The following is a 23,010-nucleotide window of genomic DNA, read 5'->3' as shown; positions in this document are numbered from 1 at the left end:
AGTCAGATCACGAAAAAAGTTGAGGAAAATCAAGCCTTTTCCGGGTTTGAATGCTTTTGTTACAGGTTGTAGCGAGCGACTGAAACCTCTTGTCTGACGCCCATTCGGAACAATGTCACGCACGGGCGCGACCGACCGGCGACGGACCCGGCCGATACACTGCCCTCCCCACCGCCCGCGGAGCCCCGATTGCCCCCCTCCCACCTCCTGCTTGCCCTCGCCGTTGTCTTTGTCTGGGGTACGAATTTCGTAGTCATCCGCTGGGGGCTGGACGGGCTGCCGCCTTTCCTGTTTGCCACGCTGCGCTTTGCCCTGTCGGCCCTGCCCTGGCTGCTGTTCATTCCGCGCCCCACCGCGCCGTGGCGCAAGCTGGCCGCCTTTGGAGTGCTGCTGGGCGTGGGCCAGTTCGGTCTGCTGTTCCTGGCCATCCAGGGTCGCATCTCGCCCGGGCTGGCCTCGTTGGTCGTTCAGATTCAGGTGTTCTTCACCATCGGCATGTCCCTGGTGCTGATGCGCGAGCGGGTGCGGGGTTTTCAGGTCACGGGCCTGCTGCTGGCGCTGGCGGGGCTGGGTGTCATCGCCGCGCATCTGGACGCCACCGTCACCCTGGTGGGGCTGATGCTGGTGATCGGTGCGGCCTTCTTCTGGGCCTGCGCCAACCTGGTCGTGAAGTCGCTCGGGCCGGTCAACATGCTGCACTTCATGGTCTGGAGCAGCGCGTTCGCGGTGCCGCCGCTGCTGCTCATCTCGGTGCTGACCGAAGGGGTGCCCGCCATCACCGCGGCCCTGCAGGGCGCCGACGCGGTGGTGTGGGGCAGCGTGCTGTGGCAGGCGCTGGGCAACACCCTGTTCGGCTACGGCGTGTGGAACTGGCTGCTGGCCCGCCACCCCGCCGCCACCGTCACGCCCCTGGCGCTGCTGGTGCCCGTGTTCGGCATGGGCGCCTCGGCGCTGTCACTGGGCGAGGCCCTGCCGGGCTGGAAGCTGGGTGCGGGCGCCCTCGTGCTCGGCGGACTGGCCGTCATCGTGCTCTGGCCGAAATTGACCCACCCCCGCCGGGCTTCGCCCGACCCCCTTTAGGGGGCAACGCCTGCGGCCCGGCAAAGCCGGTTCCGCGGCATTCCTGGCTCAGACACTTCGCGCCGGAGCCCTGGGCTTTAAATCACTTCGCAAGCCTGGCAAACGTCTTGCGGAACTTCGCCACCTTGGGCGCCGCCACCGCCATGCAGTAGCCCTGGTGCGGGTTGCGCTCGAAGAAGTCCTGGTGGTACTCCTCGGCGGGCCAGTAGTTCGCCAGCGGCAGCACCTCCGTCACGATCGGCCGGCCGAAGGCGTTGTCGGCCGTCAGCTCGTCGATCAGCGCCTGCGCGGTGGCGCGCTGCTCCTCGGTGGTGAAGTAGATGCCGCTGCGGTATTGGGTGCCCACATCGTTGCCCTGGCGGTTCAGGGTGGTCGGGTCGTGGACCACGAAGAAGATCTCCAGCAACTCGCGCGTGCTCACCTGCTCGGGGTCGTACTCGAGCTTGACCACTTCGTTGCAGCCGGTGGTGCCGGTGCACACGTCTTCGTAGCTGGGCCGCGGGGCCTGGCCGTTGCTGTAGCCCGACTCCACGTCGGTCACACCGCGCACTTCCTTGTACACGCTCTCGGTGCACCAGAAGCAGCCGCCCCCGAGCACGATGGTTGAATGGGTCATGGTGGTCTCCTTGCCGGGCAAGTATGCCCCGCCCGGGTCACACCTTGCAGGTCACGGCCATGTCCATGCCCGGCGCATGGCCGCCCGCCGGCAGTGCGGCCTTGCCCTCGGCCACAGGGACCGTCGCAGCCCGTGCCACGCCGTTCTTCGCCGCCACCACCTCGGCCATGATGGACAGTGCGATTTCGGCCGGCGTCTTGCTGCCGATGAACAACCCGGCCGGGCCATGCAGCGCGTCCAGCTCGGCCTCGGCGAGGCCGAAGTGTTCGCGCAGGCGGTCGCGGCGCAGGCCGGTGTGACGGCGCGAGCCGATGGCGCCGACATAGAAGGCCTCGGACTGCAGGGCATCGATCAGCGCCAGGTCGTCGAGCTTGGGGTCGTGCGTCAGCGCCACCACGGCGGTGCGGGCGTCAGGCTTCAGGCGCAGGATCAGGTCGTCCGGCATTTCGCGGCTGAGGGTCACGCCGTCCAGCGCCCAGCCGGCGTGCTGCTCCTCGCGCGGGTCGCAGACGATGACCTCGAAGTTCAGCCCCAGCGCCATCTGGCTCAGGAAGCGCGAGAGGTCGCCCGCGCCGATGAGGATCAGCCGGTGGCGCGGCCCGAAATGGGTGAACAGGGCGGCGTCGGTCAGCTCCGGCACGCCGTCGCGACGGCCGGGCTGCAGGTCCACCGCGCCGCTGCGCAGGTCCAGCCGGCGCTGGGTGCTGCGCCGCTCCAGGTTGGCCTGCAGCAACTCGGGCAGGCGGCTGTGCGCGGCCACCGGCTCCAGCACAAGTTCCACCGTGCCGCCGCAGGGCAGGCCGAAGCGGTGCGCCTGGTCGGCCGAGATGCCGTAGCGCAGCGTGGCGGGCCGGCCCTGGGCACACACCGCGTCCACACCCTCGTCGCGAACGCGGCGGATCAGGTCGTCCTCGATGCAACCGCCCGAGACCGAGCCCACCACCTCGCCCCGGCCATTGATGGCCATGAGCGAGCCCGGCGGCCGGGGCGAGGAGCCCCAGGTGCGTGTGACCGTGACCAGCAGCACCGGCAGCCCTGCGGTGTGCCAGGCCTGCGCGCAGCGCAGGACTTGGGTGTCCAGGTCTTCCATAGCGGTGTTCATCAAGCCAGCTTGAAGGGCAGCTCGCGCAGCGGCTGGCCAGTGAGGCGGCTGATGGCGTTGGCGAACGCCGGCGCCAGCGGCGGCAGACCGGGTTCGCCCATGCCGGTGGGCGGGTCGGCGCTGGGCACGGTGTGCACGGCGATGGCGGGCATGTCGGTGATGCGCGCCACGGTGTAATCGCCAAAGTTCTGCTGCTCGACCACGCCATCCTTGAGTGTGATGGCCGCCCCCGGCAGGCACATGCCCAGGCCCATCAGCGCCGCGCCCTGCACCTGCGCCTCGACGGTGCGCGGGTTGACCACCAGGTTGCAGTGCACGCCGGCCGTGACCTGGTGCAGAACCGGCTGGCCGTCTTTCACCGAAGCCTCGACCACGTAGGCCACCACCGACTCGAAGGACTCGTGCACCGCCACGCCCCACGCGCGGCCTGCGGGCAGAGTCTTCTTGCCGTAGCCGCTCTTGTCCACCGCCAGCTGAAGGGCCGCGCGGTGGCGCGGGTGCTCGGCGCCGAAGAGCTTCATGCGGTAGGCCACCGGGTCCTGGTTCGTTTCGCGGGCGATCTGGTCGATCAGCGTTTCCATGACGAAGGCCGTGTGGGTGCTGCCCACGCTGCGCCACCACAGCACCGGCACGTTGATCTTGGGGTGGTGCACCGTCAGCCGCATGGGCAGCGGGTACGGCGCGCGCATGCCTTCCACCGCGGTCATGTCGACGCCGTTCTTGACCATCATCCCCTCGAAGGGCGAACCGGCGAGGATGGACTGGCCCACGATCACGTGGTCCCAGGCCAGCACCTGGCCTTGCGCATCAAAGCCCACCTGCGCGCGGTGCAGGTGCATGGGCCGGTAGTAGCCGCCCTTGATGTCGTCCTCGCGGCTCCACAACGTGCGCACCGGCGCGCGCAGACCGGCGGCCTGGGCGGCCTTGGCAATGGTGCAGGCCTCCACCACGTAGTCGCTGGTGGGAATGGCGCGCCGGCCGAAGCCCCCGCCGGCCGACTGAACCAGCACCTTCACCTGCTCGGGCTTGAGGCCCAGCGTGCGCGCGGCGGCCATGCCGTCCAGCCCAGCCATCTGCGAGCCTGCCCACAGCGTGGCGCCCTGCTCGGACAGCTCCACCGTGCAGTTCAGCGGCTCCATGGGCGCGTGCGCCAGGTACGGGAAAACGAACTCGGCCTCGATCTTCTTCGGGGCGTTCGCGAGCGGCGCCATGTCGGCGTCGAAGTGCTTGGCGCCGGGTTGACTGGCCAGCGTGCGGTACTGCGCCAGCTGGCGCGCGCTGTCCACCTTCTCGACCGCGCTGGTGTCCCATTCCAGCTTCAGCGCGTCGCGCGCGGTCTTGGCCGGCCAGTAACCGTCGGCCACGATGGCCACGCCCTCCGCGCCACGGTCCAGCGGCACGCGCAGCACGGCCTTCACGCCTTTGACGGCACGCGCCGCCGTGTCGTCCACAGACTTGAGTCTGGCGCCGAACACCGGCGGCCGCGCGATCACGGCGGTCAGCTGGCCGGGGCGGCGCACGTCGATACCGAAGTCCTGCCGACCGCTGCTCTTGGCAGCGGCGTCCAGCCGCGTGGTGGGCTGGCCAATCAGGCGGAACTGCTTGGGGTCCTTGAGCGTGACGCTGGCCGGCACCGGCAGGACCATGGCGGCCTGGGCCAGTTCGCCATAGGTGGCGCGCCGGCCACCGGCACCGATGACCACGCCCTTCTCGGTGCGCAGGCTGGCCGCGGCCACCCCCCAGCGCGTGGCGGCCGCCTGCACCAGCATGGCCCGGGCGCGGGCACCCAGTTCGCGGTACTGGGTGAAGCTGTGCTTGATGGAGTTGGAGCCGCCCGTGAGGTGCATGCCGAACATTGGATCGGCGTAGGCCATGTCGTTGGTGCCCAGCTGGCTGCGCACTTGGCTCCAGTCGGCGTCCAGCTCCTCGGCCAGGACCATGGGCAGTGCGGTCTGCACGCCCTGGCCGAATTCGAGCCGGTTGACGGTGACAGTGACGGTGCCGTCGGCTGCGATGGCGACGAAGGCGCCAGGCACCTGTGTGGGCTTGAGCGCGGCGGGGGCGGCGGCCGTGCCTTGCGCCTGCGACAGCAGCGGAAACATGCCCAGCGCAAAACCGCTGGCGGCGCCGAGCTTGAGGAACGTGCGGCGCGGCAGTTCGGCGACGGACGTGGGGGCCTGGTCGCGGACCAGCATCAGTTGCAGGGCGCGCGGGAGTTCTTGTGTGGAGATGGCGTTGAACATGGTGTTGTCTCCTTCAGGCCAGGGCGCGGGCGGCATCGGCCACGGCGGCGCGGATGCGGGCGTAGGTGCCACAGCGGCAGACGTTGCCGGCCATGGCGCTGTCGATGTCGGCGGCGCTGGGCTGCGCCCCCTTGGGCAGCGACTTCAGGAAGGCCGTTGCGCTCATGATCTGGCCGCTCTGGCAGTAGCCGCACTGGGCCACGTCGTGCTTGACCCAGGCGTCGCGCACGGCCTTGCCCACGCGGTCGTCACCGGCGGTGACGGCTTCGATGGTGGTGATCTGCTTGCCCGCCACGCTGGCGACGGGCGTGACGCAGGAGCGCACGGCCTGGCCATCGACGTGCACGGTGCAGGCGCCGCACAGCGCCGCGCCGCAGCCGAACTTGGTACCGGTCAGGCCCAGCGTGTCGCGCAAGGCCCAGAGCACGGGCGTGGAGGGATCGACGTCCAGCGACTGGGCGCGACCGTTGACTTGCAAGGGGGTCATGGTTTCTCCTGGGTTGTTGTGGGGCAAGGCATCACAAGGGGCGCAGTGTGGAACCGAACTCCGTGCCTGCGCTAGCCAGAACCTGCGCGATGCTTGCCCATTCCTTCGACCGCACCACACAAACCCGCCAGCGCCGATACCATGCGCGGCTGCTCCCCAATCGAGGACAGACATGCCCGATCCTTCCACTCTTGATGCCCTGAACGCACCCCGTGCCTCGCTGGCGTGGCGCATCCAGGAAAAGGCCAACAGCAACGGCATGTTCCAGCCGTCCGAGATCCCTGGCCTGATGTTCATGCGCCTGGACGAACCGGCCCTGAACAGCTGCAGCGTCTACGAGCCGTGTGTGGCCGTCATCGTGCAGGGCAGCAAGCGCGTGGTGCTGGGCAATGAAAGCCTGAGCTACGGTGAAGACCGTTACCTGATCACGTCGATGGACCTGCCGGTCAAGACCGCGCTGATGCAGGCCAGCCCCGAACGCCCCTACCTGGCCGTGGCCCTGAGACTGGATTGGCGCGACATCGCCTCGCTGATGCTGGAGATGCCCCCAGCCACGGTCCGCCGGCCCGAGGCCGACACCCGCGCGATGACCACCGGCGCCCTGACGGCGCCACTGCTCGAAGCCTTCGACCGCCTGCTGGCGCTGCTGGACCAGCCCCAGGACATTCCCGCGCTGGCGCCGCTGATACGGCGCGAGATCCATTACCGGCTGCTGGCGGGCGAGGCGGGCGGGCGGCTGCGCCAGATCGCCACCGTGGACACGCAGAGCCACCAGGTGGCCCGCGCCATTGCCAGCCTGAACGCCCGCTTTGCGGAACCGCTGCGGGTGGAGACCCTGGCGCGCGAGGTGGGCATGAGCCTGACCACCTTCCACCACCATTTCAAGTCGCTCACTGCCATGAGCCCGCTGCAATACCAGAAGCAGCTGCGCCTGACCGAGGCTCGGCGGCTGATGCTGTCCGACCGCCTGGACGCGTCCACCGCAGCCTTCCGCGTGGGCTACGAAAGCCCGTCGCAGTTCAGCCGCGAATACCGGCGCATGTTCGGTGCCCCGCCGTCGCGCGACATCGCCGACCTGCGCTGGCAACCCGAACAGGCGGCCGCCTGACCATCCCGTTCAGGGTGGTGGTCGCACCGCCCCGTCAGCCGCCCGCCACCTCGCGCACCGCAGCCAGAAAAACCCCCAGCGCCGACTGGTCGCGCCCGGTGCGCCAGAGGCAGTGCGTGTCGTAGGGCGCCAGCGGTTGCTCCAGCGGCAGGAACACCACGCCCGGCAGCCCCGCCTGCTGCAGCGCCGCGGGCACCAGGCCCACGCCCAGGCCCTTCGCGATGACCGACACCACGCTCAGCCAGTGCCGCAACTCGAAACCCAGCGCGGGCTCGAAGCCCGCGTCGGCGCAGGCGGCGAGGATGCGGTCGTGGTAGTCGGGCGATACCGCGCGCATGACGATGGCAAACGACTCTTCTTTCAGCGCCTGCAAGGACAGCTGGCGCTTCTTCGCCAGCGGGTGACTGGCCGGAAGGCAGGCCATGAACGGCTGGCTCGACACCAGGATCTGCGAGAAGCCAGCCGGCACGCGCGTGGTGTGCACGAAGCCCAGGTCCAGCCGATCGTGCACCAGCTCCACCAGCTGTTCGCTGCTGGAGAGCTCGCGCAGCGCCAGCCGCAGCTTGGGGTGCGCCTTTGAGAACTCGCGCAGCACCTGCGGCAGACCGCGGTAAAGCACCGTGCCGGCAAAACCGATCTGCAGCTGCCCGGCCAGCCCCTGGCCCACGTCGCGCGCCTCGCGCGCGGCGAGCGCCGCCTGCTCCAGCAGCGCCTGCGCGCGCGGCAGAAAGGCCTGGCCGGCGGCAGTGAGCGCCACGCCACGGCTGTTGCGCTCGAACAGGCGCGCGCCCACGTCGGCTTCGAGCTGCTGAATGGCCATGGACAGCGGCGGCTGCGTCATGGCCAGGCGCTGGGCCGCGCGGCCGAAGTGCAGCTCCTCGGCGAGCACGGTGAAACAGCGCAGGTGACGGAATTCCATGAATCTGCTCTGCGTATTGATCAATCGGCAATCAATATTAGACAGCTATTCATGGTGCCGCGACAATCCGTCCCACTTGAGCACCACCCATTCACACGGAGACCCGCACCATGGCCACGAGCAAGAACACTTTCAACTGGGAAGACCCGTTCCACCTCAGCGCCCAGCTCACCGACGACGAGCGCCAGGTGCAGGACGCCGCCCGCGCCTACTGCCAGGAAAAGCTGCTGCCGCGCGTGCAGCTGGCCTTCCGAAATGAGACCACCGACGCGTCCATCTTCCGTGAAATGGGCGAGCTGGGCCTGCTGGGCCCGACCATCCCCGAGCAGTACGGCGGCGCCGGCCTGAACTACGTCTGCTACGGCCTGGTGGCGCGCGAGGTCGAGCGCGTGGATTCCGGCTACCGCTCGATGATGAGTGTGCAGAGCTCGCTGGTGATGGTGCCGATCAACGAATTCGGCAGCGAAGCGCAGAAGCAGAAGTACCTCCCCAAGCTCGCCACGGGTGAATGGATCGGCTGCTTCGGCCTGACCGAACCCAACCACGGCAGCGACCCCGGCAGCATGATCACCCGCGCCAAGAAGGTCGACGGCGGCTACAGCCTGTCCGGCGCCAAGATGTGGATCACCAACAGCCCGATCGCCGACGTGTTCGTGGTCTGGGCCAAGGATGACGGCGGCCAGATCCGCGGCTTCATCCTGGAAAAAGGCTGGAAGGGCCTGAGCGCCCCGGCCGTGCACGGCAAGGTCGGCCTGCGCGCCTCCATCACCGGTGAAATCGTCATGGACGAGGTGTTCGTGCCGGAAGAGAACGCCTTCCCCGAGGTGCGTGGCTTGAAGGGCCCGTTCACCTGCCTGAACAGCGCGCGCTACGGCATCGCCTGGGGCGCGCTGGGCGCCGCCGAAGACTGCTACTTCCGCGCCCGCCAGTACGTGCTGGACCGCCAGCAGTTCGGCCGCCCGCTGGCCGCCAACCAGCTGATCCAGAAGAAGCTGGCCGACATGCTGACCGAAATCAGCCTGGGCCTGCAGGGCTGCCTGCGCCTGGGCCGCATGAAGGACGAAGGCACGGCCGCCGTCGAGATCACCAGCATCCTCAAGCGCAACAGCTGCGGCAAGGCGCTGGACATCGCCCGCATGAGCCGCGACATGATGGGCGGCAACGGCATCAGCGACGAATACGGCGTGGCCCGCCACCTGGTGAACTTGGAAGTGGTGAACACCTACGAGGGCACGCACGATGTGCACGCCCTGATCCTGGGCCGTGCGATCACGGGGATCGCGGCGTTCGCGAACTGAACGGGTTGCATGCCTCAACAAGAAGGGCTGCCAGTGGCAGCCCTTCTTGTTTCTGGCTCATCGTTGCTGAAGGCTCCAGTACACCTCGGTGTCCCGATCACACCGAAACCCCTCAAACCGCTCGTCGTTGGCCATCCGATCAATCGTCCGACCCGAGCCACACACGAACGCGAAGTGACTATCCCAGTGCGTTGTCCACAAGAGGCTCTTATCTGGCGTGAAGACACTGCGCCGGCCCACCGTCACGTCGGAGTCGGGCTTTTTGAGGTCGTCAATCCAGTGCAGCTTGCGTTCGGTGCCGAACTCATCGCCTACCCAGACCCATGAATGACCTTCCTCCTGAATAAAGGCCAATACTTTGTCATGGGTCAGTTCAGAGAAACAGCCTTCTACGGGTTGAACTAGCCCCGACCTGTCCAGACAGGACTGAAGCTGCCCGGCCAGAGTCGGCGAAGCAAATCCCTCCCGCAGCCCGTGGATCTGAGTGCGCAAGGCAATGTCAATCTCGGCCAGTGACGAGAAGCTGCCCAGTTGCTGAACCTGGGCCCAGGAAACGGCTTCACAGATGCGGCAGATGTGCTCACGATCAACATCAGGACCATCCAGGAAGCGTTCAAGCGGTGTCCCTGTGGGGCGCAGAAACGGGTGGAGCAGTACAAAGACGGCCTCGAACACGTCACGGTAGAACGGCAGCAATTGCCTTCCATCGGACGGAGGAATGGCAAACCGGTCTGGCTCGGGACAGATGCGCACGGTCATCTGAGTCTGTGCATGTTTATCGAGACTCATCGCCCATGGGCCCGACGGGTTCGTTGATGCAACGACCTCGGTCAATCGGCGCACGAGCCTCGAACATGCCCAACGTCCATCCAGCAGCCAACAACTGTCGCCGAGCTTTCGATGACAGCCACCCCATGACCAGCAGGCCAACAATGGGTACGGCGGCACCGAGGACACATGCCCAGCGCGCCAGCCTCGTCATGCCGACCGCTCCTGTCACCCTGGCGCTGCCCGTCATTGCTGCACCGCTGAGCAGCAGAAACAAAGGAAGCAGCAGAGGCGTGCTGTCCAGCTGAAACGCGGTCATGCCCAGCCAGCCGAAGAGGCAGAGGTGCATGATGCGTCGGCCATTGGCCAGTCGATGCAGTTCTTGGTGATTCATGTTTATCGAGGATCCAGCCCGTCACGCCGATTCGCCTGAATTGTCGGACGAAGGCTGCGGCTCAATCAACGACCTCCACAGGTACCGCACCAACCCGATCCGCCCAACCTTCGGCTCCGCGTACTCGGTGAACCCCGCCACTTCATAAGCACGTCGGGCGGCCAGGTTCTGGTCGTCCACACACAGCGCGAGCGTCTTGCAGGACGCCCAGTGTTCCGACACCCACGCGGCCACCTCCGCAAGCGAAGCGCGTCCGTGGCCTTTGCGCTGCTCGCGGCTGTCGATGCGCATGGCCCTGAGCGCAGCAGAGCCCGCTGGGGCCCAATCCGGCAACCGGGTTACCCGGCTGAGAAGCACAAAGCCAATGGGCGACGCCGATTCAAGAATGGCCAGGCCGGCGACCTCGTCCGTCGGGGCGTCTTCGCACACCGAAACGGCCTGCGCGGTGGTGCCGGCGAACTCGATCTGCTCGGGCGAGATGTGCAGGGCCAGCACTTGCTCACGCTGCTCGCTGTTGAGCGCCTGCCAGCGCTGGAGTTGAAGCCGGGTGGGTGTCATTGGGCAGGTCTCGCTTGCCAGTACCGGCGGGCCTCAGGTGGCAGCTGCGCCAGTACTTTCTCAAAAGCCGCCACATCCACATGCCGACGCAAAGCCGTCGCCACGGACACCACCGAGTCGGCGGGTGAGAAGTTGTGCTCCGTGCGCACGGCACGCACGTCTGCCAGCCACTCGTCCGGCCCGCCAAAAGGCACTGGCGCCCGATCGAAGGGCCAATCTTCCATGAAGAGCGCCCGGGTCACCGGTGGCAACACGGCCGCAAAAGCGAGGGCCTGCGGCACGGTCAATCTCTGGCGGAACGCGTGCAGCACACCCACCACCATGTTCCAGGCCATGTTGGTGGTGGGCAGCCCGGCGCAGTCGCGGGCGTCGACCATGAAGCGCTCGAACTGGAGCGTGGGGTTCTGGTATTCGAAGGGCAGCGTCATGGGGACAGGCGGGAGGTCTGCGTGAATGCGCCCCGCCTGGCGACGTACACGCCATAGCTGAAGTACGTCGAGTTTGCTTCGTACTGCGCAATCTCCTGCTCGTGTTCCGCCACCACGGCCGTCGCCGCCTCGCTGTGGCCGTGGCGGTTCAGGAAGTCGGCGAACCCCTCCCGCAGCGGGCGGTAGTAGGCATCGCGCCAGCAGGTCTCGGGCAGCACGAAGTAGCCCAGCGGCGAATAGCCGTGCCGCTCCAGCACGCGGATCTTGTCTGCGGCGGTGGCGATTTCGGGGTAGGCGGCGTCCCAGAAGGCCTGCAGTTCGGCCGGGCGGGTGTCCGTGGTCCAGGTGAGTTCGGATGTCACGGTCAGGCGCAGCACGAGTTCGGTCTGCGCGTCCCCGCCGGCCCCTGGCGGGGGTTGTTCTGGTGCAGGTCGATGAAGAGTTCGAGGGTATCCATGTTCGGCTCAGGCAGGGTCCACCGGCAGGTCGAAGTGCATCACGTTTTCCCGCACACCCAGCTTGGTGTACAGCGCCACCGCCGGGTCGTCGCCGTGGTCGGCCTGCACATACACCACCCAGGCGCCGCGCTGCCGGGCCAGTGCCTGCAGGTGGCGGATGAGCGCGGTGGCCACACCGAGCCGGCGGTGGCTGGCGCGCACGGCGAGGTCGTAGATGTAGATCTCGCTGCGCGCCTGTTCGATCTTGTGCAGCTCATAGGCGGCCAGTCCGCCCACCACCTGGTCTCCCTGCACTGCGGCCAGGGCGATGAAGGTGTCGGACCCCAGCAGACGGCGCAGGTAGTCCGGCCCGGGCCGCGCGCGTTCGTAAGTGTCAGGGTCCTCGAAGGCCTCGCTGAACACGTCAAGCAGGCCATGCGCCCGCTCGATGTCCGAGGGTGTGAGCTGGATGGTGGTGGGCCTGGTGGCTGGTCGCATGCCGGTGCTCCAGTGGTGGGGAGCCGGCATGGTACTGGTGACAAGGCCCCGCTTCCCGATGAGGGCCACTGGCGCCGGCGCACCGGCAGGCCTCTGCTGTTGCGCCGGTACGGTGGCCTGGCGGGCGCCAGGCGGCTTGAAGATGGCCGGATCGAGCGAAAGGACTGGGTATGTTGTCCACTGCTTCTGTCACCACCATGCTGCCCGTGAAAGACATCGACCGCGCACGGGCGTTCTACGAGGGTTGCCTGGGACTGGCGCCAGGCGGGTTCAAACCCGACGGCACCAAGGCCGACCACACCGCGATCAGCTTCCAGGTGAGCGACATCGCCGCCAGCATCGAGCAGTTGAAACGCTCGGGCGTGGTGTTCGAGGACTATGACTTTCCAGGCCTGAAAACGGTGAACCACGTCTGCGTGCTCGGCGCCGAGAAGGCCGCCTGGTTCATGGACACCGAGGGCAACTGCCTCTGCCTGCACGAGGATCTGCCGGCGTAGTGCACTCGGCATGGCACGAGGCGGCGGCCCGACGCCATGTGGCCCTCACACCCCGACTGGCAGCCCCCCACCCCAAGCTGGCACACATTCTGTTAGCTTGCGGGCATGGCCCTTTCACTCGATTTCCTCGCCCTGCCGCTGCTGGTTGCAGCCGCGCTGGTGTTCGTCAGCGTGCTCGCTGGCGTGGTCTCGACGCGGGCCGGGTTCTCCTTCCTGCTGGTGTTCCTGCTGGCGGGCATCCTGGCCGGCGAAGACGGGCCGGGCGGGCTGGTGTTCAACGACTTCCGGCTGAGCTTCTGGGTCGGCAACATCGCGCTGGCGGTGATCCTGCTCGATGGCGGTCTGCGCACCGACTTCGACACCTTCCGCACCGGCCTGAAGCCCTCGCTGGTGCTGGCCACGCTGGGCGTCGTGCTCAGCGCGGGCATCACCGGTGCAGCGGCGCGCTGGCTGCTGGACCTGCCCTGGCCGATGGCGCTGCTGGTGGGGGCCATCGTGGGCTCGACCGACGCGGCCGCGGTGTTCTCGCTGCTCAAGTCCTCGGGTGTGCGGCTGAACGAGCGCGTGGCCGCGACGCTGGAGATCGAGTCGGGCATGAACGACCCGATGGCGGTGTACCTGACGCTGGCGCTCATCGGCGTGGCGCTGGCCGCGACCACCGCAGGGTCCGGCGAAGGACTGTCGGCGCTGGAAGTGCTGCGCTCGCTGGCCCTCCAGTTCGGCTGGGGCGGGGCACTGGGGCTGGGCGCCGGCTTTGCGATGGCCGAGCTGCTCAAGCGGCTGGGGCGCGGCGAGGACGGCGGCGGCGGCATTCGCGCGCTGCTGCTGGTCTCGGGCGGACTGACGGTGTTCGCCGCGACCACCTGGCTGGGCGGCTCGGGTTTTCTGGCGGTGTACGCCATGGGCGTGATCGCGGGCAACCGCGCGCGGCGGCAGGTGCGGTCCACGCTCTCGGCCATGGACGGCTACGCCTGGCTGTCGCAGGCCGGCATGTTCCTGCTGCTGGGCCTGCTGGTCACGCCGTCGATGCTGCTGCCCACGCTGTGGCCTGCGTTGGGTGTGTCGCTGGTGCTGATGCTGGTGGCGCGGCCGCTGGCGGTGGCGCTGTGTCTGGTGCCGCTGCGCTTTCCGCCGCGCGAGATCGTGTTCGTCTCTTGGGTGGGTCTGCGCGGCGCGGTGCCCATCGTGCTGGCCATGTTCCCGCTGATGGCGGGGGTGCCCGGCGCGCAGACCTTCTTCAACGTGGCCTTCGTGGTGGTGCTGACCTCGCTGCTGCTGCAGGGCTCGACCATCGCCTGGAGCGCGCGGCGCCTGGGCCTGGCGCTGCCCGAACCGGACGACCTGCGGGCGAACCGCCTGGTATTCGGCGACTTCGTGATAGACGGCGCGACGCCGATGGACACGCTGTGCGCGTTCTATGGCCTGCCGGTGCCGCCCGACGCGCAGACCGACGTGGCGACCTGGATGCGCGAGGAATTGCGCCGCCCCGCGGTCGAGGGCGACAGCGCCATGCTCGGCGCGGCCGAGCTGAGCGTGCGCGCGCTGGAGGGCGGGCGCATCACACGGGTGGGCATCCGGTTGGGTTGAGGGCGGCCAGGCGAAGCCAGAACCTCAGGTCGGCTCCAGCGGCAGCGCCGTCTTGTAGCGCACCTGCTTGAGCGCAAACGACGAGCGAATCTTCTCGACCTGGGCGATGGGCGAGAGCTGTTCGAGGATGAAGCGCTCCAGCGCCGGCATGTCGGGCACCGCCACTCGCAGCAGGTAGTCGGCGTCGCCGGACATCAGGTAACACTCCATCACCTCCTCGCGCAGGGTGATGCGCTCCTCGAAGGCCTGCAGCGCCTTGCGGCTCTGCTGCCGGAGGCTGATGGAAACGAACACGTTCAGGTGCAGGCCGAGCTGGCCCGCGTCCAGCAGGGCCACGTACTGGCGAATCAGCCCGCTGGCTTCCATGGCGCGCACCCGGGCCAGGCAGGGCGAAGGCGAGAGGTGCACGCGGCGCGCGAGTTCGACGTTGGACAGGCTGGCGTCGCGCTGGAGCTCTTCCAGAATCCGGCGATCGGTGGCGTCGAGGTGGTTTGTGCTGCTTTTCATTCGATGTGCGGTGTTTTGTGCCGGCAAGAGGCCTATTGTTCAGCAAGTCCGGCAACAAATGCGCGTGCACCCTGCCTACAGTTCTGCGCTCACCCGGAGAAATGCCATTGAACAGCCGCACCGACCCCATGCACCTGGACACCCCCGACCTCGACCCGGCCGAGACACAGGAGTGGCGCGACGCCCTGCGCTCGCTCATTGACACCCAGGGACCGGCGCGCGCCCGCGCCATGCTCGACGAACTGGCGCGTCTGGCGCACGAACAGCGCGTGGGCTGGCAGCCCGAGCGCAACACGCCCTATGTCAACACCATCGCGGTCGAAGACCAGCCGCCGTTCCCGGGCGACCTGGCCATCGAGGAGCGGCTGGCCTCGCTGATGCGCTGGAACGCCCTGGCCATGGTGGTGCGCGCCAACAAGGCCTATGGCGAACTGGGTGGCCACATCGCCAGCTACGCCAGCGCGGCCGACCTGTTCGAAGCCGGCTTCAACCACTTCTTCCACGCGCGCAGTCACAGCCATGGCGGCGACCTGGTGTTCTTCCAGCCGCACAGCGCGCCGGGTGTGTATGCGCGTGCGTTCCTCGAAGGCCGCCTGAGCGAGGCCGACCTCGCACACTACCGGCAGGAAATCGTGGCGCCCGAACACGGTGCGCGCGGCCTCTCCAGCTACCCCCACCCCTGGCTGATGCCCGACTTCTGGCAGTTCCCCACCGGCTCCATGGGCCTGGGGCCGATCAGCTCGATCTACCACGCGCGCTTCATGCACTACCTGAGTGACCGGAACCTGCTCGACTGCGCCGGCCGCAAGGTCTGGGGCGTGTTCGGCGACGGCGAGATGGACGAGCCCGAGAGCATGAGCGCACTCACCCTGGCCGCGCGCGAGCGGCTGGACAACCTGGTCTGGGTGGTCAACTGCAACCTGCAGCGGCTGGACGGCCCGGTGCGCGGCAACGGCCGCATCATCGACGAGCTCGAACGCCTGTTTGCCGGCGCGGGCTGGAACGTGATCAAGCTGGTCTGGGGCAGCGACTGGGACGGCCTGTTCGCCCGCGACCGCAGCGGTGCCCTGGTGCGCGCGCTCCAGGGCACGGTGGACGGCCAGATGCAAACCTTTGCGGCCAAGAACGGCCGCTTCAACCGAGAACACTTCTTCGGTCAGAACCCCGAACTGGCCGCCCTGGCCCAGGGCATGACCGATGAGCAGATCGACCGCCTCAAGCGCGGCGGACACGATCTCGTCAAGATTCACGCCGCCTACGCCGCCGCTGCCGCCCACAAGGGGCAGCCGACGGTGATCCTGGCCCACACCAAAAAGGGCTATGGCATGGGACAAGCGGGGCAGGGCAAGATGACGACGCACAGCCAGAAAAAGCTGGACGACGCCGACCTCATCGAGTTCCGCAACCGCTTCAACCTGCCGCTGACGGATGAGCAGGCCACAAGCCTCACCTTCTACAAACCCGCGGCCGACAGCCCCGAGATGCAGTACCTGCACGCGCGGCGCGCCACGCTGGGCGGCCACCTGCCCCGCCGCTACACCACCTGCGAGGCGGTGCCGGTGCTGCCCCTGGACAGCTACGGCCAGTTCGCCCTGGCCGCCGGCGGCAAGGAGATGAGCACCACCATGGCCTTCGTGCGCATGCTGGGCAACCTGCTCAAGGACGCGACGCTCGGTCCCCGCATCGCGCCCATCGTGGCCGACGAGGCGCGCACCTTCGGCATGGCCAACCTGTTCAAGCAGGTCGGCATCTACAGCAGCGTGGGCCAGCGCTACGCGCCGGAAGACATCGGCTCGGTGCTGAGCTACCGCGAGGCCAAGGACGGGCAGATCCTGGAAGAAGGCATCAGCGAGGCCGGGGCGATTGCCAGCTGGACGGCTGCGGCCACCAGCTACAGCGTGCACGGCCTGGCCATGCTGCCCTTCTACATCTACTACTCGATGTTCGGTTTTCAGCGCGTGGGCGACGCCATCTGGGCCGCGGCCGACCAGCGCGCCCGCGGCTTCCTGCTGGGCGCCACCTCGGGCCGCACCACGCTGGGCGGCGAGGGTCTGCAGCACCAGGACGGCAGCAGCCACCTCGTGGCCGCCACCATCCCCAACTGCAAGGCCTACGACCCGGCCTACGCGGGCGAACTCGCCGTCATCCTCGACCACGGTATGCGCGAGATGCTGGAGCAGCAGCGCGACGTCTTCTATTACGTCACGCTGATGAACGAGAACTACGCCCAGCCCGACCTGCCCGAGGGCGTGGCGGCCGGCGTGATCGCCGGGGCCTACCTGTTCGAGCGCCTGGGACCGGCCGAAGGACCCGGCGTCACGCTGATGGGCTCGGGCGCCATCCTGGGCGAGGTGCGGCAGGCCGCGCAGCAGCTGGCGGCGCAGGGCCTGGGCGTCGACGTGGTCAGCGTCACCAGCTGGAGCGAACTGGCGCGCGAAGGTGCCGCGGCGGGCGCGGCCGAGCCCTACATCGCTCGCCTGCTGGGCCAGACCCGCGGCCCCATCGTGGCCGCCTCCGACTACGTGCGCGCCGTGCCCGACAGCGTGCGCGCCTACCTGCCCGCCGGGCGGCCCTGCGCCACCCTGGGCACCGACGGCTTTGGCCGCAGCGACACACGTGCAGCGCTGCGGCGCTTCTTCGCGGTGGACGCCGCCAGCATCGTGGAGCGGGCACTGGCCCTGCGTGCGGCGACCCCCTGAAGGCGGCGGCCCACTTATTACCCGGGTAAAAATGAATTATACTTTTACCCGGGTAATATTCGGACGCCGCTCACATGCCATCGCTTTCTCCACACTGGATCGTTTTTGAACACCACCGCCGGCTCGCCCGCGGCGAGCCGGCCGGCGTGATCGCCGCCGTGCAGCAGCGCCTGGCGGCACAGCCCGAGGTGCTGCCGCTGGTGCTCGACGCGGTCACCAGCGAACGCATCGAACTGAACTGGCGCACGCCCGCCGCCCAGCTGCTGGCGCAGCTGCCCGCCTCCCCGGCCGCCAACGAATCAGACGAAGCACCGGGCAGCGACGCACCTCGCGGCCCCGGCCGGCCCAAGCTGGGCGTGACCGCCCGCGAGGTGACCCTGCTGCCGCGCCATTGGGACTGGCTCGCCCGACAGCCCGGCGGCGCCTCGGTCGCGCTGCGCAAGCTGGTGCAGTCGGCCATGCGCGAAGGTGGCCCAGCCGACGCGCAACGGCGCGCCACCGAGGCGGCCTACCGCTTCATGTCCATCGTGTGCGGCGACCTCCCGCAGTACGAAGAGGTGAGCCGCGCGCTCTTCGCGGGCGATCTGGCGCGGGTGAACGCACTGGCGGCGGACTGGCCGGCCGATGTGACGGCCCACCTGCGCACGCTGCTGGCGCAGATTGACGCTGCGGGGGTGCGGAACTAAACTACTGACCAGTCAGTCATTAGAAGATGAATTCCGCACTCTCCCCCACCAAACGCGAACGCCGCAAGGAAGCCCGCCCGGGCGAACTGCTGGACGCCGCGCTCGCCCTGTTCGTTGAAAAAGGCTTCGCCGCCACGCGCGTCGAGGAAGTCGCCGCGCGCGCGGGGGTCTCCAAAGGGACCCTCTTCCTCTACTTCCCGAGCAAGGAAGAGCTGTTCAAGGCGGTGGTGCGCGAAACCATTGCCGGCCGCTTCGGCGAGTGGAACAACGAGCTGGACGCCTTCCAGGGCAGCAGTGCCGAACTGCTGCGCTACACCATGAACGCCTGGTGGGAACGCATCGGCATGACGGACGCCTCGGGCATCACCAAGCTGGTGATGAGCGAAGCTGGCACCTTTCCCGAGATCGCCAACTTCTACCAGCACGAGGTGATCGACCCCGGCAAGGACCTGCTCAAGCGCGTCCTGCAGCGCGGCGTCGACCGCGGCGACTTCCGGCCGATGGACCTGGACAGCGCGGTCTACAGCCTGATCGCACCCATGATTTTCCTGCTGATGTGGAAACACTCCATGGCGCCCTGCTGCCCGCCCGCCGACCGGCTGGACCCGCAGGCCTTCCTCGACACGCAGGTCGGCCTGCTGCTGGACGGCATGCGCGTGCGCCCCTGAACACCAGACCTCTTCCCAAAAACCCATGAACGCACCCGCTTCCCGTTCCGGCTGGATCAAATGGCTGCTGCTGGCCCTGCTCGTGATCGCCATCGCCCTGGGCGTGGCGCGTGCGCTGGGCAAGCGCAAGGCGCAGAACGAGGCCGCCACCGCAGCCGCCGTCGCCGCGCAGAAGGCACCTGTGTACGAGCTGCCGCCACAGGACGTGGCCACGGTGGAGCGGCTGGAGCTGGCGCAGTCGGTCGGCGTCTCGGGTTCGCTGCGCGCGCTGCAGACCGCGGCCATCAAGGCCCGCGTGGCCGGCGAGGTGCAGGGCATCACCAAGCGCGAGGGCGATGCGGTCCAGGCGGGCGAAGTGGTCGCCCGCATCGACAGCACCGAAGCTCAGGCCCGCGTGCGCCAGGCCGAGCAGCAGGCGAAGTCGGCGCTGGCGCAGGTGGCGATCGCCAAGCGCGCACAGGACAACAACCAGTCGCTGGTGCAACAGGGCTTCATCTCGGCCACCGCGCTGGAAACCTCGACCAACAACCTGGCCGCCGCCGAGGCCAACCACCAGGCCGCCGTCGCGGCGCTGGACATCGCGCGCAAGGCGCTGGGCGACACCACGCTGCGCGCGCCGCTGTCGGGCCAGGTCTCGGCCCGGCTGGTGCAGAACGGCGAGCGCGTCGGTGTGGACGCCCGCATCCTGGAGGTGGTGGACCTCAGCGGCTTCGAGCTGGAGGCCGCTCTGGCCCCGGCCGACGCCGCCCGTGTGGCAGTGGGTCAGAAGGCACGGCTCCAGGTTGAAGGTCTTGACAAGCCGGTCGACGCCACCGTGGCGCGCATCAACCCCAGCGTGCAGGCCGGCAGCCGCAGCGTGCTGGTCTACCTGCGCCTGCCCGCCACGGCCGGCATGCGACAGGGTCTGTTCGCTCAGGGTGTGATCGTCACCGGCCAGCTCCAGGCGCTGGCGGTACCGCTGTCCTCGGTGCGCAACGACAAGCCCCAGCCCTATATCCAGGTGATCCAGAGCGGCAAGATCGCCCATGTGCCGGTCACGCTGGGCCGCCAGGGCCAGCACCAGGGGGAGAACATGCTGGTGGTCGACAGCGTGGCCGCCGCGCCCGCGGGCACGCAGCTGCTGCGTGTGCAGGCCGGGCTGATTCGTGAAGGCACCGAGGTGAAGCTGGCGGCGCCCGCCGCCACGGTCCCGGCCAAGGCCGCCGCCAACTGAGCGCCGCACCATGTGGTTCACCCGCGTTTCGCTGCGCAACCCGGTCTTCGCGACCATGGTCATGCTGGCCCTGCTGGTGCTGGGGCTGTTCGCCTTCCAGCGCCTGAAGGTCGACCAGTTCCCCAACATCGACTTCCCCGTGGTCGTGGTCACCACCGAGTACCCCGGCGCCTCGCCCGAGATCGTTGAATCGGAGGTCACCAAGAAGGTCGAAGAGTCGGTCAACGCCATCGCCGGCGTCAACGCCCTGACCTCCCGCAGCTACGAAGGCCAGTCGGTCGTCATCATCGAGTTCCAGCTGCACATCGACGGCCGCAAGGCGGCCGACGACGTGCGCGAGAAGATCGCCATCCTCAAGCCGAGCTTCCGCACCGACGTGAAGGAACCGCGCGTGCTGCGGTTCGATCCGGCCAGCCGTGCCATCTGGTCTGTGGCCGTGTTGCCGGACACATCGAACGGCAAGTCCCCCAGCGCGGTCGAACTCACCACCTGGGCCGAGCAGACGCTCAAGAAGCGGCTGGAAAACGTGCGCGGCGTGGGCTCGGTCACCCTGGTGGGCGGCACCCGGCGCGCGGTCAACATCCACCTCGATCCAGCCGCAATGGAAGCGCTGGGCGTCACCGCCGACCAGGTCACAACGGCGGTGCGCAACGAGAACCAGGACCTGCCAGTGGGCACGCTCAAGACGAACGAGCGCGACCGCGTGGTGCAGGTGCTCTCGCGCCTGAAGAACCCGCAGGATTTCGAGCAAATCATCGTGGCGCGGCGCGGCGGAAGCCCCGTACACCTGTCGCAGGTCGCGCGGGTGAGCGACGGCACGCAGGAGGTCGAAAGCCTGGCGCTCTACAACGGCCAGCGCACGCTGCTGCTGCAGGTGCAAAAGGCACAGGACGAGAACACCATTGCGGTCACCGACGGGCTGAAGGCCGCCGTCGAAGCACTGAAAGCCGATCTACCGCCGGGCGTGAAGCTCGAACCGATTGCCGACGGCTCGCGGCCGATCCGGGTCTCGGTCGAGAACGTGCGCCGCACCCTGATCGAGGGCGCACTGCTGACGGTGCTGATCGTGTTCCTGTTCCTGAACTCGTGGCGCTCGACGGTGATCACCGGCCTGACGCTGCCGATCTCGGTGATCGGCACCTTCTTCTTCATGAACCTGTTCGGCTTCACCATCAACATGATCACGCTGATGGCGCTGACGCTGTCGGTGGGCCTGCTGATCGACGACGCCATCGTGGTGCGCGAGAACATCGTGCGCCACGTGCAAATGGGCAAGCGCCCGTTCGATGCCGCCATGGACGGCACCTCGGAGATCGGTCTGGCGGTGCTGGCCACCACGCTGTCCATCGTCGCGGTGTTCCTGCCCATAGGCTTCATGGGCGGCATCATCGGCAAGTTCTTCCACGAGTTCGGCATCACCATGGTCGCGGCCGTGCTGATCTCGATGTTCGTGAGCTTCACGCTCGACCCCATGCTGTCCTCGGTCTGGCACGACCCCGAGATCGAGAAACACGGCAAACACCTCGCACCCACCTCGCTCTACGACAAGACCATCGGCCGCATCACCGGCTGGTTCGACCAGGTGCAGGACCGCCTGGCCGACACCTACCAGGGCGCGCTGCGCTGGTCGCTGACGCACAAGCTGTCCACCATGGCGCTGGCGCTGGCGGTCTTCGTCGGCAGTGTTTTCATGCTGCCGCTGCTGGGCACCGAGTTCGTGCCCAAGGCCGACTTCTCCGAGACTTCGCTCTCGTTCCACACGCCGGTGGGCTCTTCGCTGCAGGCGACCGAGGCGAAGACGAAGCAGGTCGAGGCCATCCTGCGCGAATTCCCTGAGGTGAAGTACACGCTCTCGACCATCAACACCGGCAACGCGCAGGGCACCATGTACGCCAGCGTCTACGTGCGCCTGGTGGACCGCCAGGCGCGCACGCTCAACGCCGACGCCATGGCCGCGAAGTTGCGCGACCGGCTGCGCACCGTACCCGGCATCACCGTCACCCACGCCGGCCTGCTCGACCCGGTGGGCGGCAACAAGCAGATCGAGTTCTCGCTGCAGGGCGACGACCTGGCCGAGCTGGAGCGCCTGACCACCCAGGTGATGGAACGCGTACGACCCATCGTCGGCCTGGTCGACCTGGACGCCAGCGTCAAGCCCAACAAACCCACGGTGGACATCGTGATGCGCCGCGAGATCGCGTCCGACGCGGGCCTCAACAGCGCCGCGGTGGCCAGCAGCCTGCGCACCCTGGTGGCCGGCCAGACCGTGGGCAACTGGCGTGCGGCCGACGGCGAGAGCTATGACGTGAACGTGCGGCTGGCGCCGGAGCAGCGTGCCCGCGCCGACGACCTGGAACAACTGCCCTTCGTGGTCGGCAACAACGCCGACGGCTCGGCGCGTGTGGTGCGCCTGGGCCAGATTGCCGAGGTGGTCGAGTCCACCGGCCCGAACCAGATCAACCGCCGCAACCTCAACCGCGAGGTCGCGATCAGCGCCAACGTCTACGGCCGCTCGGCCGGCGAGGTCTCGGGCGAGATCCGCCAGGTGCTCGACCAGATGAGCTTCCCGCCCGGTTACCGCTACGAGTTCGGCGGCTCAACCAAGAACATGCAGGAGTCGTTCGCCTATGCCGTCTCGGCGCTGGCGCTGGCGATCATCTTCATCTACATGATCCTGGCCAGCCAGTTCCAGAGCTTCCTGCAGCCGCTGGCGCTGATGACCTCGCTGCCGCTGACCCTGATCGGCGTGGTGCTGGCGCTGCTGATGTTTGGTTCGACCATGAGCATGTTCTCGGTCATCGGCATCGTGCTGCTGATGGGCCTGGTGACCAAGAACGCCATCCTGCTGGTCGACTTCGCGATCCGGGCCAGGGAGGGCTTCGAAGGCCAGCCGCCGCTGGACCGCGAGAACGCCCTGCTGCTGGCCGCCAAAGTGCGGCTGCGCCCGATCCTGATGACCACGCTCGCCATGGTTTTTGGCATGGTGCCGTTGGCCTTCGCCCTCACCGAGGGCTCGGAGCAGCGCGCCCCCATGGGCCAGGCCGTGATCGGTGGCGTGATCACCTCGTCGATCCTGACCCTTGTGGTGGTGCCCGTGGTCTATTGCTACATGGACGATCTGGCGAACTGGGTGCGGCGCCGGCTGGGCTTTGTGCCGGCAGCGTCAGCAGCCCGATGACCCCCGCTCGGTAAAATCGGAACAGATCGGCTAATATAC

General features: G+C 68.0%; 22 protein-coding genes. 10 read left to right on the top strand and 12 right to left on the bottom strand.

Annotation, left to right across the window (positions count from 1 at the left end; all coding sequences use genetic code 11):
* Positions 1 to 189 precede the first annotated feature (189 nt).
* Entirely contained in the window at positions 190 to 1,080 is an 891-nt protein-coding gene (locus tag ACFOPI_RS16235) for an EamA family transporter (RefSeq protein ID WP_382175913.1), read from the top strand.
* 82 nt (positions 1,081 to 1,162) lie between these two features.
* Here ACFOPI_RS16235 and msrA read toward each other — a convergent pair whose 3' ends face one another.
* The 4 genes from msrA to ACFOPI_RS16215 are packed head-to-tail and all read right to left on the bottom strand — an operon-like array spanning position 1,163 to position 5,528.
* Positions 1,163 to 1,696: a peptide-methionine (S)-S-oxide reductase MsrA gene (gene msrA / locus ACFOPI_RS16230; protein ID WP_382175910.1), complete on the bottom strand. Its 534-nt coding sequence runs from the start codon at positions 1,694 to 1,696 to the stop codon at positions 1,163 to 1,165.
* Positions 1,697 to 1,733: 37 nt separating this feature from the next.
* Complete coding sequence (locus ACFOPI_RS16225; protein ID WP_382177198.1) at positions 1,734 to 2,786, bottom strand: XdhC family protein; 1,053 nt, start codon at positions 2,784 to 2,786, stop codon at positions 1,734 to 1,736.
* 11 nt (positions 2,787 to 2,797) lie between these two features.
* Positions 2,798 to 5,041 carry a xanthine dehydrogenase family protein molybdopterin-binding subunit gene (locus tag ACFOPI_RS16220; RefSeq protein ID WP_382175907.1) on the bottom strand — a complete coding sequence of 748 codons (2,244 nt, stop codon included), beginning with the start codon at positions 5,039 to 5,041 and terminating at the stop codon, positions 2,798 to 2,800.
* 13 nt (positions 5,042 to 5,054) lie between these two features.
* A complete protein-coding gene (locus tag ACFOPI_RS16215; RefSeq protein WP_382175904.1) occupies positions 5,055 to 5,528 on the bottom strand; it encodes a (2Fe-2S)-binding protein in 474 nt (157 codons plus the stop codon).
* A gap of 172 nt (positions 5,529 to 5,700) precedes the next feature.
* Between ACFOPI_RS16215 and ACFOPI_RS16210 the strand changes: the two genes are divergently transcribed.
* Positions 5,701 to 6,636 carry an AraC family transcriptional regulator gene (locus tag ACFOPI_RS16210; RefSeq protein WP_382175901.1) on the top strand — a complete coding sequence of 312 codons (936 nt, stop codon included), beginning with the start codon at positions 5,701 to 5,703 and terminating at the stop codon, positions 6,634 to 6,636.
* A gap of 34 nt (positions 6,637 to 6,670) precedes the next feature.
* On the opposite strand, the gene ACFOPI_RS16205 is transcribed toward ACFOPI_RS16210, so the two are convergent.
* A complete protein-coding gene (locus ACFOPI_RS16205; RefSeq protein ID WP_382175898.1) occupies positions 6,671 to 7,555 on the bottom strand; it encodes a LysR family transcriptional regulator in 885 nt (294 codons plus the stop codon).
* 110 nt (positions 7,556 to 7,665) lie between these two features.
* Between ACFOPI_RS16205 and ACFOPI_RS16200 the strand changes: the two genes are divergently transcribed.
* Entirely contained in the window at positions 7,666 to 8,853 is a 1,188-nt protein-coding gene (locus tag ACFOPI_RS16200) for an acyl-CoA dehydrogenase (protein ID WP_382175895.1), read from the top strand.
* A 57-nt stretch (positions 8,854 to 8,910) separates the two neighbouring features.
* Here ACFOPI_RS16200 and ACFOPI_RS16195 read toward each other — a convergent pair whose 3' ends face one another.
* From ACFOPI_RS16195 to ACFOPI_RS16170, 6 genes are all read right to left on the bottom strand, one after another.
* Positions 8,911 to 9,612: a DUF2711 family protein gene (locus tag ACFOPI_RS16195; RefSeq protein ID WP_382175893.1), complete on the bottom strand. Its 702-nt coding sequence runs from the start codon at positions 9,610 to 9,612 to the stop codon at positions 8,911 to 8,913.
* Positions 9,613 to 9,628: 16 nt separating this feature from the next.
* Positions 9,629 to 10,015, bottom strand: a complete 387-nt coding sequence (locus ACFOPI_RS16190) for a hypothetical protein (protein ID WP_382175890.1) — start codon at positions 10,013 to 10,015, stop codon at positions 9,629 to 9,631.
* Positions 10,016 to 10,036: 21 nt separating this feature from the next.
* Complete coding sequence (locus ACFOPI_RS16185; protein ID WP_382175887.1) at positions 10,037 to 10,573, bottom strand: GNAT family N-acetyltransferase; 537 nt, start codon at positions 10,571 to 10,573, stop codon at positions 10,037 to 10,039.
* Positions 10,570 to 11,001: a DUF2267 domain-containing protein gene (locus ACFOPI_RS16180; protein WP_382175884.1), complete on the bottom strand. Its 432-nt coding sequence runs from the start codon at positions 10,999 to 11,001 to the stop codon at positions 10,570 to 10,572. Before ACFOPI_RS16180 ends, ACFOPI_RS16185 begins: the two co-directional genes overlap by 4 nt.
* Entirely contained in the window at positions 10,998 to 11,378 is a 381-nt protein-coding gene (locus tag ACFOPI_RS16175; protein ID WP_382175881.1) for a hypothetical protein, read from the bottom strand. The genes ACFOPI_RS16180 and ACFOPI_RS16175 overlap by 4 nt, the downstream gene beginning before the upstream one ends.
* Before the next feature lie 87 nt (positions 11,379 to 11,465).
* Positions 11,466 to 11,936, bottom strand: coding sequence for an AAC(3)-I family aminoglycoside N-acetyltransferase (locus ACFOPI_RS16170; protein WP_382175878.1), 471 nt, complete (start codon positions 11,934 to 11,936; stop codon positions 11,466 to 11,468).
* A gap of 170 nt (positions 11,937 to 12,106) precedes the next feature.
* On the opposite strand from ACFOPI_RS16170, the gene ACFOPI_RS16165 reads away from it, so the two are divergent.
* Together ACFOPI_RS16165 and ACFOPI_RS16160 are read left to right on the top strand one after the other, a co-directional pair.
* Entirely contained in the window at positions 12,107 to 12,433 is a 327-nt protein-coding gene (locus tag ACFOPI_RS16165) for a VOC family protein (protein WP_382175875.1), read from the top strand.
* 105 nt (positions 12,434 to 12,538) lie between these two features.
* On the top strand, positions 12,539 to 14,020 hold the full coding sequence (locus ACFOPI_RS16160; protein ID WP_382175871.1) for a potassium/proton antiporter: 1,482 nt from the start codon (positions 12,539 to 12,541) through the stop codon (positions 14,018 to 14,020).
* 24 nt (positions 14,021 to 14,044) lie between these two features.
* Here the strand turns inward: ACFOPI_RS16160 and ACFOPI_RS16155 are convergent, their stop codons facing one another.
* Positions 14,045 to 14,527 carry an Lrp/AsnC family transcriptional regulator gene (locus ACFOPI_RS16155; RefSeq protein ID WP_382175868.1) on the bottom strand — a complete coding sequence of 161 codons (483 nt, stop codon included), beginning with the start codon at positions 14,525 to 14,527 and terminating at the stop codon, positions 14,045 to 14,047.
* 101 nt (positions 14,528 to 14,628) lie between these two features.
* Here ACFOPI_RS16155 and mdeB point away from each other — a divergent pair, with 101 nt between their 5' ends.
* The 5 genes from mdeB (at position 14,629) to ACFOPI_RS16130 (ending at position 22,971) form a co-directional block, all read left to right on the top strand.
* Positions 14,629 to 17,226, top strand: a complete 2,598-nt coding sequence (mdeB, locus tag ACFOPI_RS16150; RefSeq protein ID WP_382175865.1) for an alpha-ketoglutarate dehydrogenase — start codon at positions 14,629 to 14,631, stop codon at positions 17,224 to 17,226.
* A gap of 74 nt (positions 17,227 to 17,300) precedes the next feature.
* The gene (locus ACFOPI_RS16145) at positions 17,301 to 17,912 is read left to right on the top strand and encodes a DUF2239 family protein (protein ID WP_382175862.1); all 612 of its coding nucleotides are present in this window, start codon (positions 17,301 to 17,303) and stop codon (positions 17,910 to 17,912) included.
* 26 nt (positions 17,913 to 17,938) lie between these two features.
* Positions 17,939 to 18,580, top strand: a complete 642-nt coding sequence (locus ACFOPI_RS16140) for a TetR/AcrR family transcriptional regulator (protein ID WP_382175860.1) — start codon at positions 17,939 to 17,941, stop codon at positions 18,578 to 18,580.
* Positions 18,581 to 18,605: 25 nt separating this feature from the next.
* The gene (locus ACFOPI_RS16135; RefSeq protein ID WP_382175857.1) at positions 18,606 to 19,793 is read left to right on the top strand and encodes an efflux RND transporter periplasmic adaptor subunit; all 1,188 of its coding nucleotides are present in this window, start codon (positions 18,606 to 18,608) and stop codon (positions 19,791 to 19,793) included.
* Between the two features lie 10 nt (positions 19,794 to 19,803).
* Positions 19,804 to 22,971, top strand: coding sequence for an efflux RND transporter permease subunit (locus tag ACFOPI_RS16130; protein ID WP_382175855.1), 3,168 nt, complete (start codon positions 19,804 to 19,806; stop codon positions 22,969 to 22,971).
* Positions 22,972 to 23,010 lie beyond the last annotated feature (39 nt).

The organism is Hydrogenophaga luteola (genome assembly GCF_042648585.1).
In the GTDB taxonomy this organism is placed as follows: domain Bacteria; phylum Pseudomonadota; class Gammaproteobacteria; order Burkholderiales; family Burkholderiaceae_C; genus Hydrogenophaga; species Hydrogenophaga luteola.
The sequence above is the reverse complement of the archived record's forward strand: the minus strand, read 5'-3'. Positions and strand labels throughout refer to the sequence as shown.